Source organism: Sphingobacterium sp. CZ-UAM (assembly GCF_002000245.1).
Classification (GTDB): domain Bacteria; phylum Bacteroidota; class Bacteroidia; order Sphingobacteriales; family Sphingobacteriaceae; genus Sphingobacterium.
Genome location: NZ_MTCM01000002.1, coordinates 708,715 through 723,344, shown reverse-complemented (window position 1 = coordinate 723,344; position 14,630 = coordinate 708,715). Strand labels below are relative to the sequence as shown.

Annotated in this window: 11 protein-coding genes; 8 read left to right on the top strand and 3 right to left on the bottom strand. The window is 42.4% G+C overall.

Annotated elements, in window-relative coordinates:
- Positions 1-23: 23 nt before the first annotated feature.
- Both BWD42_RS13045 and BWD42_RS13040 read left to right on the top strand, forming a co-directional pair.
- Positions 24-770 carry an aspartate/glutamate racemase family protein gene (locus tag BWD42_RS13045; RefSeq protein WP_175992056.1) on the top strand — a complete coding sequence of 249 codons (747 nt, stop codon included), beginning with the start codon at positions 24-26 and terminating at the stop codon, positions 768-770.
- Between the two features lie 102 nt (positions 771-872).
- Positions 873-1,586: a pirin family protein gene (locus BWD42_RS13040; protein ID WP_077437017.1), complete on the top strand. Its 714-nt coding sequence runs from the start codon at positions 873-875 to the stop codon at positions 1,584-1,586.
- A 128-nt stretch (positions 1,587-1,714) separates the two neighbouring features.
- Here BWD42_RS13040 and xseB read toward each other — a convergent pair whose 3' ends face one another.
- Together xseB and xseA are read right to left on the bottom strand one after the other, a co-directional pair.
- Positions 1,715-1,933 carry an exodeoxyribonuclease VII small subunit gene (gene xseB / locus BWD42_RS13035; protein ID WP_077436811.1) on the bottom strand — a complete coding sequence of 73 codons (219 nt, stop codon included), beginning with the start codon at positions 1,931-1,933 and terminating at the stop codon, positions 1,715-1,717.
- Positions 1,934-1,979: 46 nt separating this feature from the next.
- Entirely contained in the window at positions 1,980-3,263 is a 1,284-nt protein-coding gene (gene xseA, locus BWD42_RS13030; RefSeq protein ID WP_077436810.1) for an exodeoxyribonuclease VII large subunit, read from the bottom strand.
- Positions 3,264-3,428: 165 nt separating this feature from the next.
- On the opposite strand from xseA, the gene BWD42_RS13025 reads away from it, so the two are divergent.
- From BWD42_RS13025 to radA, 3 genes are read left to right on the top strand one after another with little or no spacing between them, the layout of a single operon-like run.
- Complete coding sequence (locus BWD42_RS13025) at positions 3,429-5,153, top strand: serine hydrolase domain-containing protein (protein WP_077436809.1); 1,725 nt, start codon at positions 3,429-3,431, stop codon at positions 5,151-5,153.
- Positions 5,150-6,310 carry a dipeptidase gene (locus tag BWD42_RS13020; protein WP_077436808.1) on the top strand — a complete coding sequence of 387 codons (1,161 nt, stop codon included), beginning with the start codon at positions 5,150-5,152 and terminating at the stop codon, positions 6,308-6,310. The genes BWD42_RS13025 and BWD42_RS13020 overlap by 4 nt, the downstream gene beginning before the upstream one ends.
- A 30-nt stretch (positions 6,311-6,340) precedes the next feature.
- A complete protein-coding gene (gene radA / locus BWD42_RS13015) occupies positions 6,341-7,726 on the top strand; it encodes a DNA repair protein RadA (protein WP_077436807.1) in 1,386 nt (461 codons plus the stop codon).
- A gap of 189 nt (positions 7,727-7,915) precedes the next feature.
- Here radA and BWD42_RS13010 read toward each other — a convergent pair whose 3' ends face one another.
- Entirely contained in the window at positions 7,916-8,596 is a 681-nt protein-coding gene (locus BWD42_RS13010) for a peroxiredoxin family protein (RefSeq protein WP_077436806.1), read from the bottom strand.
- 72 nt (positions 8,597-8,668) lie between these two features.
- Between BWD42_RS13010 and BWD42_RS13005 the strand changes: the two genes are divergently transcribed.
- From BWD42_RS13005 to BWD42_RS12995, 3 genes are all read left to right on the top strand, one after another.
- Positions 8,669-9,817, top strand: coding sequence for a methionine aminotransferase (locus BWD42_RS13005; RefSeq protein ID WP_077436805.1), 1,149 nt, complete (start codon positions 8,669-8,671; stop codon positions 9,815-9,817).
- 141 nt (positions 9,818-9,958) lie between these two features.
- Positions 9,959-11,887: a glucosamine-6-phosphate deaminase gene (gene nagB, locus BWD42_RS13000; RefSeq protein ID WP_077436804.1), complete on the top strand. Its 1,929-nt coding sequence runs from the start codon at positions 9,959-9,961 to the stop codon at positions 11,885-11,887.
- A 142-nt stretch (positions 11,888-12,029) separates the two neighbouring features.
- Positions 12,030-14,525: a TonB-dependent receptor gene (locus BWD42_RS12995; protein ID WP_077436803.1), complete on the top strand. Its 2,496-nt coding sequence runs from the start codon at positions 12,030-12,032 to the stop codon at positions 14,523-14,525.
- Positions 14,526-14,630 lie beyond the last annotated feature (105 nt).

Here is a 14,630-nt window from a genome sequence, read left to right as displayed (position 1 = left end):
TCATAAGGTATAAAAAATTTGTTATGATTGGTTTAGTAGGCGGCCTTGGCCCTTATGCAGGCTTGGATATAGCCAAGAAAATTATAGATGAGACAGTGGCAGGTTCCGATCAGGAACATTTGCCACTGTTATTGTTTTCCTGTCCCAATTTGATTCCGGATCGTTCCGCATATTTATTGGATAGATCAAAGGAGAATCCGGGAAAGGCAATAGCATTGATTTTAAAACAACTGGAACAGGCAGGGGCAACTATTGCGGCAATTCCGTCGAATACAGCGCATGCGGAGCCGATTTTTTCGGTGATTCAAGATGAGATGGCTCGCTTGGGGACAGAACTGAAGTTGCTCCATATTGTCCATGAGGCGGTACGCTTCATCCAAGAAAATTATCCGGATAGTACGATAGGCGTGCTGTCGACTGCGGGAGAACAGGCTTATAGTCAGTATCGGGAAGCTTTTATGAAAAAAGGGTTTCCTATTGTTGAGCCTGAAGGGACTCAGAAAGAGAAGGTAAACAATGCGATTTATGATAAAGATTACGGTATTAAGGCGCAACCAGCGCCCATCGCCAATAAAGCAAGGGAAGACCTTTTATTGGCGATGGATGATTTGAAAAAACAAGGTGCTCAAGCGATTATTTTGGGCTGTGCCGAACTGCCATTGGCTATTCCTGAGAAAGATCACAATGGAATGGTCGTAATTGATCCCAATCGTATCCTTGCAAGGGCACTTATCCATGCAGTTGCTCCTGATAAACTCAAAGCGCTCTAGCATTGTAGTTTTTGTCAAATTGGCAGGTTTTTTTACGGAAAGGCTTGTTGGTATGAGTTTTGTCCTCTGATTATTAGTTATTTATATAACATGGAGGAACAGATGCAAAAGATCATTCACCGGGAAAACGATCGTGGTCATGTGGACTTTGGTTGGCTTAAAAGCGCCTATTCGTTCAGTTTTGGGCAATATTTTGACCCAGAAAAAGTAAACTTCGGAGCTTTACGCGTATTGAACGATGACCAAGTTGAAGGGGGGCAGGGTTTCGGTCGTCATGCACATGACAATATGGAAATCGTGAGCATACCTTTGGAGGGAATCCTTTCCCATCAAGATAGTATGGGCAATGTCCGTAATATTGAAACAGGAGAAGTGCAGATAATGTCTGCAGGTAAAGGCGTGACGCATTCGGAGTTTAACGGAGACCAAAAAGATCCTGTTAAATTTCTGCAAATTTGGGTATTACCCAATGAACAGAATATAACACCGACTTACGAACAGAAGTCTTACCTTCATTTGGACCGTCATAATAAGTTTGTAACCATTGTGTCCCCTGATATATCGAATCCAGATGCAGTTCATATTCATCAGGATGCATACTTCAATATTGCGGACCTGGAGGAAGGGAACACAATTTCGTATACTGTTCATTCGGAAAGAAACGGGATATACCTTTTTGTCCTCGAAGGAAAGGTATCCGTAGCCAATGAAACATTAGAACGGAGAGATGGCATTGGAATCTATGATTCGGCTAAAATAGATATTGAGGCGACGTATAATGCTAAATTGCTGCTGATCGAAGTGCCCATGTTCTGATAGGGCTAATATGTTCTTTTCACGATTTAGTATGACGAATATGTATCATAGCCTACATTGTTGCCTATCAATACTCGGACTGCACACACGTATGATGCTATAGGCTGGTCAAGAGTATTTTCATTTCCTTATTCTTCATCTAAATCCTGAACCGGAGAGATCTTTTGCAACAACTGGTTTACCTCGTCTTCGGTTGCGGTCAATTTTGCCCGACAGACCTCAATGAGATCAGATGCTCGTTTGATTTTCTCCGCAAGTTCATCAATATTGGTTGTTCCATTTTCAATTTCTTTTACAATCGTTTGTAATTCATTGAAGGCATCGGTATACGTATATTTTTCTTCCATTGTCTTTTTATCGCTTTAAATTTTTCAGTTTCAAATAATATTACTGTTAGCTGCCGTCTAATCTGTCGCTCAGCGATTTCTTGTCGGTCACCGTACTGGTAATTTCCCCATCTTCCAGCATCGTCTGGATAAGGTCTCCCGGGGATAGCTGATCTACAGATTGCAATAATTTGCCATTGACTTTTGTGATGGAAAATCCTTGTTTGAGCAATCGCCGTGGGTCAGAGAGTTGGATAATCCGCTCCGTATGTGCCAAAGCCGTTTTATGTTCATAAAAACGCAGTTTAACCAATGCATTCAGCTCGTGTTGCATGTGCTGAATATTGGTGCGCGCAGTTTGAAGTTCTCTTTTCCCGATCCATTGAATATGCGTTGCCATTTGAGTCAAAGTATTCCGTTCTTCCTTAAATCGAGTAAATATCAGCTGTTGAATTCCTTCCGTGGCCTTTTCGATCGGAACAGAAAAATTATGAAATTTTTGAATGAGGAAATCAGCCAGCTCGCTGGGGGTGATTGCATTTTTATAGGCCACCATCTCGCTCACAGTATAGTTGGTCGAATGACCTATTCCCGTCAATACAGGAATAGGGAAGATTGCTATGGCCCTTGCCAACAGATAATTATTGTAGCTCGATAGGCCAACCTCACCGCCACCGCCACGAATAATGGCAACCACATCAAATTCAGCTATTTTATCGGCGATGATCGCGAGTTGATTGATGATTGAAGGGATGGATTTATCTCCCTGTAAGAGCGCTGGAAATAAGGTGCATTCCAACCGGTAGCCCCAGGGGTTTTGATTGATAATCTTGTAGAAATCAGAAAGTCCCTTGCTTGTCTCTACGGAAATAATTGCCAGTCTTTTTGGAAGCATGGGGAAGGGTACCAATTTATTGGCCTCGTAAATGCCCTCTTCCTTGAGCTTTTTAATGCTATCCAGCTTTTCTTTCTCCAGTTCACCTAGGGTAAAAGTCGGATCAATATCAACAATCCTCAAGCTCAAACCATACATCGGATCATAGGAAATACCTGCCTGAAATAACATTGTGATGCCCTCCCGCAGCGGTTCCTGTGCAATTTTCAGAAAATTGTTGTTGATCCGGTTGAAGTCCGCCTTCCATAAAGTAGACCTGATCTCAGCGACGATTTTGCCATCCTGTTTTTCAACGAGCTCAGGGTAACAATGTCCGGAATGCGTATAATGGTTCAGTTTATTCATCTCCGCCTTGATCCAATATAAGCTCTTGTAACGCTCAGCAAGCGTTTTTTGGATACTTTTGCTCACCTCTAGGAGGGAAAATATTGTTTTATCTTGAATCAATTCCGGCATTAATCAAACTTACAGAAAAAAAAAGATTTCAGCTTGCTCATCTGAAAAATCCCTAACTAGAAGCCCATTCCCGTAACAAAATTGATTTTTTACTGATGCTGAGCTTTGTTTTTTTATTTTATTCGTATTTTTATTTGATAGAACCTAAAAAACGATAAAATCAGAATGAAAAAAGGATTTTTTGGGGTGTTATTTGCAGGTTTCTTCTGTATTCCCCCCCTGTTCGCTCAATATAAATCGACCATAAAGAACGAAACCATACTTTATAATAATATCGATCAGTTACTGCCACTTACTGGACTGGATCAGTTGCGCATCGCAGTTGTTGTGCCGCATGCGGACAAATATGCACCGTTTACAAACCAGCTGGCACGGTATACAAATATAACAGTATTGGATTTTAGTAAATTTGATGAAGATATCAAATATTACAATACGATTATTGTCGCAGGGAAGGAAGATGATTTGGATGCGGATTGTTTGGCGCAGCTCAAGCAGGCTGTACTGAACAATAAGAAGGTTGTGCTCTGCCACTTCTTTGAACATGAGCGTGGCAAAAAGGCTGTTTCTGAGCATCTGCAGTCTGATTTAATCGAACTTTTGGCGCCTTTTACTACCGCTGGCCAATACAATGCTGCGATGTCTATCTTTGGCGGTGCAGCCATTACCGAAGGAAATGTTACGACGACTCAAACGCGTCTGCAATACAGTTCCGGGAAAAACTCAAACCTGAACTTGGGTAAACTGACCAAAAAGATTGATGCCATTGCACAGGAAGCGATCGATAAGCAGGCTACTCCCGGCGCAGTGGTGATGATTGTAAAAGATGGGCAGGTGCTATTGGAAAAATCGTATGGCTATCATACCTATACGAAAGCTATCCCAACGAAAGTAAGTGATATTTTTGATCTCGCCTCCGTCAGCAAAATTGCGGGTACTACACCCGTGATTATGCGCCTGACCGAGCGTAATATTATTAATTTGGATAGCACAATGGGCCATTACCTATGGCAGGCAAAGTATACGAATAAAAAAGATATCAAATTGCGCTCTGTGATGCTACATGAAGCAGGTTTTACGCCATTTATCCCATTTTATAAATATCTGAAAGCCGGAGATGTTGTTGGCAGCCCCGACCAGCAGCATCAGGTTAAGATGGCTGACAATAGTTATATTCTCAATCATTACTACCGGGATGTGATGTGGCCCGAAATGTTAAAGTCCCCGGTTAAGCCAACGGGAAATTATGTGTATAGCGACATAAGTATGTATGTGATGAAGGAAGTTGCGGAACATCAGACTGCAGTACCCATGCAAGATTATGTTCAGGAAAATTTCTATCGACCTTTGGGGATGACCCATGCAGGTTATCTTCCAAGGGAACGATTTGCCAAAGAGCAGATTGTGCCTACCGAACAGGATACGTCATTCCGTAGAACCCTTTTGGAAGGTTATGTGCATGATCAGGGTGCCGCGATGGCTGGAGGTATTGCCGGGCATGCCGGTTTATTTGCTACAGCCAATGATCTGGCAATATATGGACAGCTTTTGTTGAACCGCGGTGAATATGGCGGCGAGCGTTATTTTAAGACAGAAACAATAGATCAGTTTACCAGTAAACAGTCCATATCAAGTCGAAGGGGACTCGGATTTGACCGCTGGGATCCTAATCCGAAAAACGAATATCCATCTAAATTGGCCAATAGTACTGTTTTTGGACATACCGGATACACAGGCACATGTATCTGGGTGGATCCACAAAATCAATTGATTTATATCTTCCTATCCAATCGCGTGCACCCGCAGGTCAGTACCAAATTGTTGGATCTCAATATCCGTAGCCGGATTCAGGATGCCATTTATGAAACAATTAATGAGGCGAAAAAATGATAAAGAATCTATTGTTTACGGGCTTGTGTCTTTTAACCCTGAATCGCATGACCTATAGCCAGGAGTATAAGCAAATTCATGCCGATATGATTGTTGTAGATGGGCATAATGATGTGATTTATGAATCAATTTTTGGAGGAAAGGATATTGGTCAGCGACTGAGTACGGGTGCTACGGATTTACCAAGGTTAAAAGAAGGCGGAGTGGATGTGCAAGTCTTCGCTGTTTGGTCCGATGATGCAAAATGGAAGACCGGAGCCTTTGAGCATGCCAATGCGCAAATAGATGCACTGGAAAAAATGATTGCTACAAATGCGGAGGATATTGCCTTGGCGAAATCAGCGGCAGATATCGATGGCATTCTAAAAACGGGTAAAATTGCTGCGATTATTGGTGTGGAGGGAGGTAATATGATCGAGGGTAGCATAGACAAGCTCATCAAACTTCATCAACGTGGTGCGAAATATTTAACCTTGACCTGGAACTATAATGTGCCATGGGCGAGTTGTGCCGCAATGGAGTCTGGCGCGATGGATTCCAAGGCGAAGGGATTAACTGACCATGGGAAAGCGATCATTCGGAAAATGAATGAGCTTGGCATGCTGGTGGATCTCTCCCACGGTGGTGAGCAGACCTTTTATGATGTCCTTGCGGTTTCCAGTAAACCGATATTGGTGTCACACAGCAATGCTTATCGTTTATGTCCACATTTCCGCAACCTGAAAGACGAACAATTGGAGGCTCTGAAGAAAAATGGCGGCGTGATCGGTGTCAACTTTTACTCTGGTTTTTTAGATCCGACCTATGAAACGCGGTTAAAGAAGATCTACAAAAAACAAGTTGGAAAGGATGCCGATATGACGAAAAGCACCTGGAGTATGTATGATCAGTTATCCAAGGAGGCGAAATACGAAGTTGATGCTCCTTTATCCAAACTATTGGATCATATCGATTACCTTGTCCGTAAAGTTGGGATTGATCATGTAGCGATTGGATCAGATTTTGATGGTATCGAATCTGCTCCTCAGGGCTTGGAAGATGTTTCCAAGTTCCCTTTATTGACAAAGGGCCTTTTGGAAAGAGGCTATAAGAAAGGAGATATCGCTAAAATCATGGGCCAGAATTTTTTGCGGATTTTAAAAGAAAATGAAAGGTAAGGTAACGGATAGAAATTTGTAATTTCGTAGATGGCAAAAACAAAATCGGCATATTTCTGTCAAAACTGCGGCTATGAATCTCCCAAATGGATGGGACAGTGTCCTTCGTGCAAACAATGGAATAGTTTCGTTGAGGAGGTGGTCGAAAAGTCAAGCTCAAAAGTTCCTGAATGGCGAAGCACGACAACAACAGGAAATGCAAAGCGGGCAAACAAAGCAGCCATTATTCACGAGATTGTATACCAGGACGAATCGCGTATCCTGACTCCGGATCAAGAGTTTAACCGGGTGTTGGGCGGCGGAATCGTTCCAGGTTCGCTGGTGCTGATCGGAGGTGAACCCGGCATTGGAAAGTCTACTTTGATGCTCCAGCTGGCTTTGTCCATTCCACAGGTCAAGACCCTCTATATTTCCGGAGAGGAGAGCGAGCAGCAGATCAAGATGCGGGCTGAGCGCTTATCGCAATCATCTAAAGCGAACTGCTATATTCTGACGGAAACATCCACACAAAATATTTTTAAGCAGATTGAAACTGTACAACCCAATGTCATAGTCATTGATTCGATCCAAACACTGCATTCATCACAGATTGAATCAGCACCGGGCTCTGTTTCTCAGGTACGGGAATGCACGGCCGAATTACTACGGTTTGCCAAAGAAACCAGTACACCCGTATTTATTGTAGGCCATATCACCAAAGATGGTTCCATCGCTGGACCAAAGGTATTGGAACATATGGTTGATACCGTACTCCAGTTTGAAGGTGACCGCCATCATGTCTACCGCATTTTGCGCGCTGTCAAAAATAGGTTTGGCTCTGCTTCTGAATTAGGTATATATGAAATGCAGGGTTCGGGTTTACGGGAAGTGTCAAATCCGTCCGAAATTATGATTTCACAACGCGATGAGCCCGTGAGTGGAGTTTCCATTGCAGCTATGCTCGAGGGCATGCGGCCCATGATGATTGAAGTTCAGGCCTTAGTAAGCAACTCCGCATTCGGTACGGCTCAGCGCTCATCCACAGGCTATGATACAAAAAGGTTGAATATGCTGTTAGCAGTTTTGGAAAAGCGATTTGGTTTTCGTTTAAGTGCGCAGGATGTATTTTTAAACATTGCCGGAGGATTGCGGGTCGAAGATCCGGCCATTGATCTGGCGGTTATCGTAGCGATTATCTCATCACAGCAGGATATTCCTATCCAAAGCAATCTGACTTTTGCCGGAGAGGTGGGATTGTCAGGGGAAATCAGAGCTGTAAACCGGATTGAACAACGCATTCAGGAAGCAGAGAAGTTGGGCTTTGATGGAATTTTTATTTCCAAGTTCAATACCAAAGGTTTAGATGCAAAGAAGTATAATATTGCCATTCGGCCTGTGGCTAAGCTGGAAGATATTTTTAGCGCTTTATTTGGCTAATGGATCATAAATTTATATAAAAAAATAGGTGCCCGATTTTCGGGCACCTATTTTTTTATACTATCGCTGCTTTTCCAAGGGGATTTTTACTGACCTTCGATTGAGGGCGATCACCTTCATACTTAGCGGCTTTTGCGCCATCAGAAATAAGTTTCTGAAGCGCATTTAGGAATTCACAGTTTTAAATTCCTACTTTAATACTTCCCTTAATTTTGCACGTAAAGCATCCCCATGCAAATTCTTTGCAATGATTTTTCCATTGGGGTCAATCAGTACATTTTGAGGGATAGATTTCACCGCATAAAGCGTACCTACGTCGTTTTGCCAGCGTTTTAAGTCAGAGACATGTCTCCAATGAAGTTTATCTGCATGGATAGCCTTGATCCAGGAGTTGCGGTCTTTGTCAAAAGATATACCGAGGATTTCAAACTTGTCTCCTTTAAACTGTTCGTAAGTTTTTACAAGATCCGGGCTTTCAACGCGGCAATCGGGACACCAGGAAGCCCAAAAATCAAGTAACACATATTTGCCTTTGAAATCGGACAGCTGTACAGGATTGCCTGTTGTATCATTTTGCGTAAAAGCGGGTGCAACTTTTCCGATCTGAACAGTCTCCAATGCGTTTAAATATTCCTGGAATTCTTTTCCTTCATTAGAATTTTTGACATTGTTGCTCAGTGTATTATAAAGCGCCTGCAGTTCTGTATAGACAGGGTCATAGCCACCTACACGACGCAAGTCAACTAAAGTTGAGATGGAATCCGGTGCCGCTTTCACACGGGCGATATATTCCTGTTTGGTCAATTCTTTCTTCTGTGCGAAGCCGAAAAATGGGAGAACCAAAAAAAGTACTGTGATGTATTTTATCATGTTGCTATTCTTGTATATATTTACAAATATAAGAAAATCCACTAATTTAGTAGATTAATAAAATGTCAAAAAATGAACTTCGACCTAATACCTAAACTTCCACATGTCGGAACATCGATCTTTACCAAGATGACCATGCTTGCCAATCAGGAGCAGGCACTGAATCTGTCCCAGGGTTTTCCGGACTTTGAGACAGATCCCAAGCTTATACAATTGGTATCAGCAGCAATGGAAAAAGGGCATAACCAATATGCGCCGATGATCGGTGCGCAAAGCTTGCGTGAGGCCATCGTCGAAAAATACAAGAACGTATATACGGTGGACATCGATCCATTGGAAGAGCTTACTATTACAGCCGGAGGCACTCAGGCGCTCTTTACTGCGATTGCAACAGTTGTTGGCCACGGAGATGAAGTCATTATATTCGAACCTGCATACGATAGTTATGCCCCAACGATCGAATTGTTTGGTGGTAAAGTTGTGCCCGTTCGCTTATTGGCACCTGATTTTCAGATTGACTGGGATTACGTGGCGACATTGATCAACGAGAAAACTCGTTTAGTGATAATCAACAATCCGAACAACCCCACCGGAAAAGTGCTTCAAAAAGAAGAATTAAATAAACTTAGCAAGCTTTTGGAAGGGACCAATAGCCTATTGCTCAGTGATGAAGTTTATGAACATCTTGTCTTTGATGGAGTAGCTCCACAATCGGTGATAAGTATACCCGGTCTGCGTGAACGGAGTTTTGTTGTTGCCTCTTTTGGAAAACTGCTGCATACCACCGGGTGGAAGATCGGTTACTGTGTGGCTCCGACCCTCTTAATGCGTGAATTCCGAAAAATCCATCAGTTTAATGTATTCAGTGTGAATACCCCAATGCAGCTAGCGATAGCTGAATATTTAAAAGATATGGCTTATGTGGAGAGCCTGTCCGGTTTTTTTGAGAAAAAGAGAGACCTGCTCAAAAACGGATTAACGCAATCCCGCTTTAAGATTCTTCCTTGTCAAGGGACCTACTTTCTCAATCTTGATTATAGTGCCATTAGTCGGGAGAAGGAGTTTGATTTTGCCTGCCATCTGACCAAGCAGCACAAAATAGCGACAATTCCACTGTCAGCATTCTATAAACAAGCTACAGATCAGCAGGTTTTGCGCGTTTGTTTTGCTAAGCAAGATGTCACTTTGCTGAAAGCTGTGGCTATTTTGAATGAAATATAGCCGGTTTTCTGTGCTAAAATAAAGGCTAAAAGGATTTATTTAAAATATTGTTAAGAATAAGCCACTTTATTAAAATTTTACTTCAACTTAACTCACTAATTTCATAAATTTGTAATTCACGTTTATCAATATATCCATAAAATGGCTAGATTAAATTTATTGGAAGAAACACGCTTCGAAAAAGTCCCCGTAAGCGTCTATCCAGATCAAAATTCAGCTTCGAAAAACGTTGCAAATCGTATTGCTGAAATTATTCGTGCAAAGCAGGAGAAAGGTGAAAAAGCTGTTCTGGGTCTTGCTACTGGTGCTACGCCAGTGAAAGTCTATCAAGAACTGATTCGCTTGCACAAAGAAGAAGGTTTAAGCTTTAAGAACGTGATTACCTTCAATCTTGACGAATATTACCCTATGCAACCTGATGCCGATCAGAGCTATGTGACCTTTATGAACAAGAATTTGTTTGATCACGTAGATATTGACAAGGCGAACGTAAATATTCCTGATGGTACCCTGGCTCCAGATCAAGTCAATGCTTTTTGTGAGGCATACGAGCAAAAGATCACGGCCGCCGGTGGATTAGATATTCAATTATTAGGTATTGGCCGTACAGGCCATATCGGTTTTAATGAGCCGGGTTCTGCTCCAAACTCTGGTACCCGTATTGTCACCCTGGACGACTTGACTCGTCGGGATGCATCACGCGCCTTTGGTGGTAAAGAAAATGTGCCAAGAAAAGCGATTACTATGGGTGTCGGTACAATTTTCAAAGCTCGCGAGATCATCTTGATGGCCTGGACCGAAACCAAAGCGGAGATCATTAAGAAAGCTGTTGAGGGCGAGATCTCGTCAGAGATTCCTGCAACTTATCTTCAGCTATCGGATAATGTCGAATTCATCCTGGATGAAGCAGCGGCATCCCTGTTGACGCGTTTTGACCTCCCATGGTTGGCCGAAGATGTGACCTGGACACCAACTTTGATCAAAAAAGCTGTCGTTTGGTTAGCACTGGAAATCAATAAGCCGATTTTAAAACTTACAGATGAAGATTATAATGCGCATGGTATGGCCAAGCTGGTCACAGAAACTGGCCCTGCTTATAACATTAATATCCGCATCTTTAATGAGCTTCAACATACAATTACCGGATGGCCAGGAGGTAAGCCGAACGTAGACGATTCACAACGTCCTGAGCGTGCGAATCCGGCTAAGAAAAACGTGATCGTATTTTCTCCACACCCAGATGATGATGTAATCTCTATGGGTGGAACATTTATCCGTTTGGCAGATCAAGGACACAATGTACATGTTGCTTACCAGACTTGTGGTAATACTGCCGTATGGGATGATGATGTAGTCCGTTACTTGGAGTTTGCTGAGGACCTAGCAAACCAAATCGGTGCGAAGACAGAGGCCGCTCAGATCAGTCAGATTTATGATGAAGAAAGAGCAATCTTTGCGACTAAAAAACCAAATCAGATCGATACCGAACTCGTTCGAAAAATAAAGGCATTGATCCGTAAAGGAGAAGCTATTGCCGGTGCACGTTTGGTAGGTTTGCCGGATGAAAATATCCATTTCCAGGATTTACCATTCTACGACAGACAAAAATTTGCGAAGGATGTATCCTTTGAAGACGATATCCAACAAACGATGGAATTGTTGCGTCAGGTAAAACCGCACCAAGTATTTGCTGCAGGAGATTTTGCCGATCCACATGGTACGCATAAAGTATGTTTTGATATTTTGTTTGAAGCACTAAGAAGGTTGAGCAAAACGGATGAGTGGACAAAAGACTGTTGGTTGTGGCTGTACAGAGGTGCTTGGCATGAATACCCGATCCATGAGATCGAAATGGCGGTTCCATTATCTCCACAAGAGGTATATCGCAAACGTTTGGCGATCTTCAAACACCAGTCTCAAAAAGATTTACCGGTATTCCCGGGTGATGATCCACGTGAATTCTGGGTGCGTGCAGAAGACCGTACGAGCGATACCGCAGCATTGTACGATAGATTAGGCCTTGCCAACTATGAAGCGATAGAAGCTTTTGTACGCTGGAAGTTTGACTAAAACAGGCTGAGTTAATATAGGAAAGCTCTGAATCAGAAGTGGTTCAGAGCTTTTTTGTTTTTAATTGTTCTAACAAAGGAAATTTTTATACCTTTGTCGTGTTATTTAGATTAATTAAAAATAATTACCCAAGATTATTAACATGAACAAACACTTACTTGCACTTGCCTCTACATTTTTAATCGGAAGCGCTGTATATGGCCAAACTTCAGGAATCGTAAAAGGAAAGGTTGTTGATGCAAACAATAACCCATTAAGCTCAGTAACCGTTTCAATCGGTGATAAAACGGTCCGTACAGACCATAAAGGTCATTTTAGACTTCAGGGTGTCGCTCAGGATGCCGTCATTCGTTTTACTTATTTAGGTTATCAGACGACATCAATTGATTATGTGTTTAGTTCTACTAGCCCTGAGGTGGTACTAAAACCTGTGGTGCTGGTCGGCAATGAACAGGCCATCGATGAGGTGGAAGTATTTGGCGAGCGTAATAAGAAGCCGAAGGGACTTGAAATGATTACCCGTATGCCGCTAAAACCCTCCGATCAGATCCAGAGTATATCTGTTATATCCAACAAAGTCATCCAAGATCAAGGTATCCTGACGTTGACTGATGCGGTTAGAAATATTCCAGGGGTGACCTTATTCGGCTCATATGGTGGTGTCAAAGAATCACTATCGACTCGGGGATTCAGAGGTATACCGGTATTGAAAAATGGCGTACGTATGGATTCCCAGTTCCAGACCGCTTCGGGTGTCGTTGATATGCAAGGGGTGGAGTCTATCCAGATGATCAAAGGTTCTGCTGCGGTGACGCAAGGTGTGATTACCGACCTTGGCAATGCCGGTGGGGTAATTAACGTCGTGACGAAAACCCCTAATTTTACCAATTCAGGCGAGGTTGGGGTACGTGTGGGAAGCTGGGGACAGTTTCGGCCAACATTCGATTTCCAGACCGTATTAGATAAAAAGGAGACTGTTGCTTTTCGTATGGACGGTGCTTATGAAAGGAATGATAGTTTCAGAAAAGGACTTTCTGCTAATCGTGTTTATCTGAACCCATCTTTGGCCTGGAAGCCTACAGAGAAGACAACGATCACATTAGAAGGAGATTATTTCAACGATAACCGTACACCTGTCAATTCGGCCGTTAACCTAAATCCCTCACAGAGTATTAATGCTTTGTATGTGATACCCAACAATAAATTCTTGGGTATGAATTCTGATAACGTCAATACCGAGATGAAGAGTTTTATGGGGCAGATCAATCATGAATTGACCGATCGTTGGAGTATTCGGGCTTCAATAGCGACTTCTTCCTATCAGGTCGATAACCTCACGACTTCGGCTTCGCTGGTTAACGATGCGGACAAAAAGTTCAATACCTTTTCACGGAAGATGAGCAAGAGTTTGCGTGACGATAAAAATAAGACCTTCCAATTTGATTTGATCGGAAAGGATTTGTATACAGGCAAAGTAAAGCATTTGGTCCAAGCTGGTGTAGATTATCGTATTGCGGATGCAACAACAACTTCGTTTGGTACCAAATTGAGTTTGTTGGACAGTAAAATTCCATTGTCAAAGCCTGATCAGGCAGCTTTAGCTGCCGGGGTAATTGATGTTATTGATATTCATGGCGACTGGGCTAATGATTTGGATCAAGTATCTTATGTGGATTCGTTGGGAAATAAACGGACAGGTAAGAAGGTGGCTTTTGAGGCCAAAACACCTGTTCGGAATTATTATTCCTCTATTGGCTTTATGGCACAGGATGTCATTGAATTTAATAAATATATTAAAGCTGTTTTAGGCTTGCGTTACTCTGAAATTACTACGAAGGACTTTACCTCAAACGGAAATAAAAGGGAATCAGCCTGGAATCCGATGGCAGGGATTATCGTTACGCCTTTCGAGAATTTTAATGTATTCGGATCTTATACGAACTCAACCAGTCTCAGAAGTGCAGCCAATCCAATGGTTGATGGGACCAAGGCCGGTGCTTCAACTACGGAACAATTCGAAGGGGGGATTAAATCAGATTGGTTGGATAATAGACTGCGTTTCAATTTGACGTATTTCCATATTTATACATCTGACTTAACGAATGCGGAATATAATGATGCAAATCAGCCGACGGGTCTTTATTTTAAAGCGGGTGATTTAGTCCGGGATGGTATCGAAGCGGAATTAAACGGTCGTGTGTTGGAAAATCTAACGGTTATGTTGGGCTATGCATATTTAGATGCCCGATATAAAAACTCTCCATCCTATATGAATGGCTCAGCACCAATGAATGCGCCAAAACATACGGCCAATGCCTGGGTGCAATATGTGTTTAACCAAGGTGCCTTAAGAAATCTGAGTTTGAGTGCCGGAGTTTATTATGTAGGCGACCGTCCGGTGAATGAATATAGCCTAACGCCGCAGGGCCATGGCGAATATTATGGCGAAAAACCATTCAATATGCCTGCCTATACAACGTTAAATGCGCAGGTAGGCTATAAGTGGCGTAAGTTTGATGCCAAAGTCTTTGTGAACAATATTACCAATGAGATTGGCTTGAACTCGTATTTCCGTGGTGGTTTTATTAATCAGATCGACCCGCGAAATGCGGCTGTCTCATTGAGCTATAAGTTCTAAGCGGCTCGTATTTCATACTAAAGACAAGCAAAAAGGGATGATTTTCGAATAGAAATCATCCCTTTTTCGGTTTTAGAACTGCAATCAGCCTATGCTATTTCGTTG

Excerpts from the sequence above, each read along its gene's own strand:
- BWD42_RS13045 (WP_175992056.1), top strand. The coding sequence starts at position 24 with ATGATTGGTTTAGTAGGCGGCCTTGGCCCTTATGCAGGCTTGGATATA.
- BWD42_RS13040 (WP_077437017.1), top strand. The coding sequence starts at position 873 with ATGCAAAAGATCATTCACCGGGAAAACGATCGTGGTCATGTGGACTTT.
- xseB (WP_077436811.1), bottom strand. The coding sequence starts at position 1,933 with ATGGAAGAAAAATATACGTATACCGATGCCTTCAATGAATTACAAACG.
- xseA (WP_077436810.1), bottom strand. The coding sequence starts at position 3,263 with ATGCCGGAATTGATTCAAGATAAAACAATATTTTCCCTCCTAGAGGTG.
- BWD42_RS13025 (WP_077436809.1), top strand. The coding sequence starts at position 3,429 with ATGAAAAAAGGATTTTTTGGGGTGTTATTTGCAGGTTTCTTCTGTATT.
- BWD42_RS13020 (WP_077436808.1), top strand. The coding sequence starts at position 5,150 with ATGATAAAGAATCTATTGTTTACGGGCTTGTGTCTTTTAACCCTGAAT.
- radA (WP_077436807.1), top strand. The coding sequence starts at position 6,341 with ATGGCAAAAACAAAATCGGCATATTTCTGTCAAAACTGCGGCTATGAA.
- BWD42_RS13010 (WP_077436806.1), bottom strand. The coding sequence starts at position 8,596 with ATGATAAAATACATCACAGTACTTTTTTTGGTTCTCCCATTTTTCGGC.
- BWD42_RS13005 (WP_077436805.1), top strand. The coding sequence starts at position 8,669 with ATGAACTTCGACCTAATACCTAAACTTCCACATGTCGGAACATCGATC.
- nagB (WP_077436804.1), top strand. The coding sequence starts at position 9,959 with ATGGCTAGATTAAATTTATTGGAAGAAACACGCTTCGAAAAAGTCCCC.
- BWD42_RS12995 (WP_077436803.1), top strand. The coding sequence starts at position 12,030 with ATGAACAAACACTTACTTGCACTTGCCTCTACATTTTTAATCGGAAGC.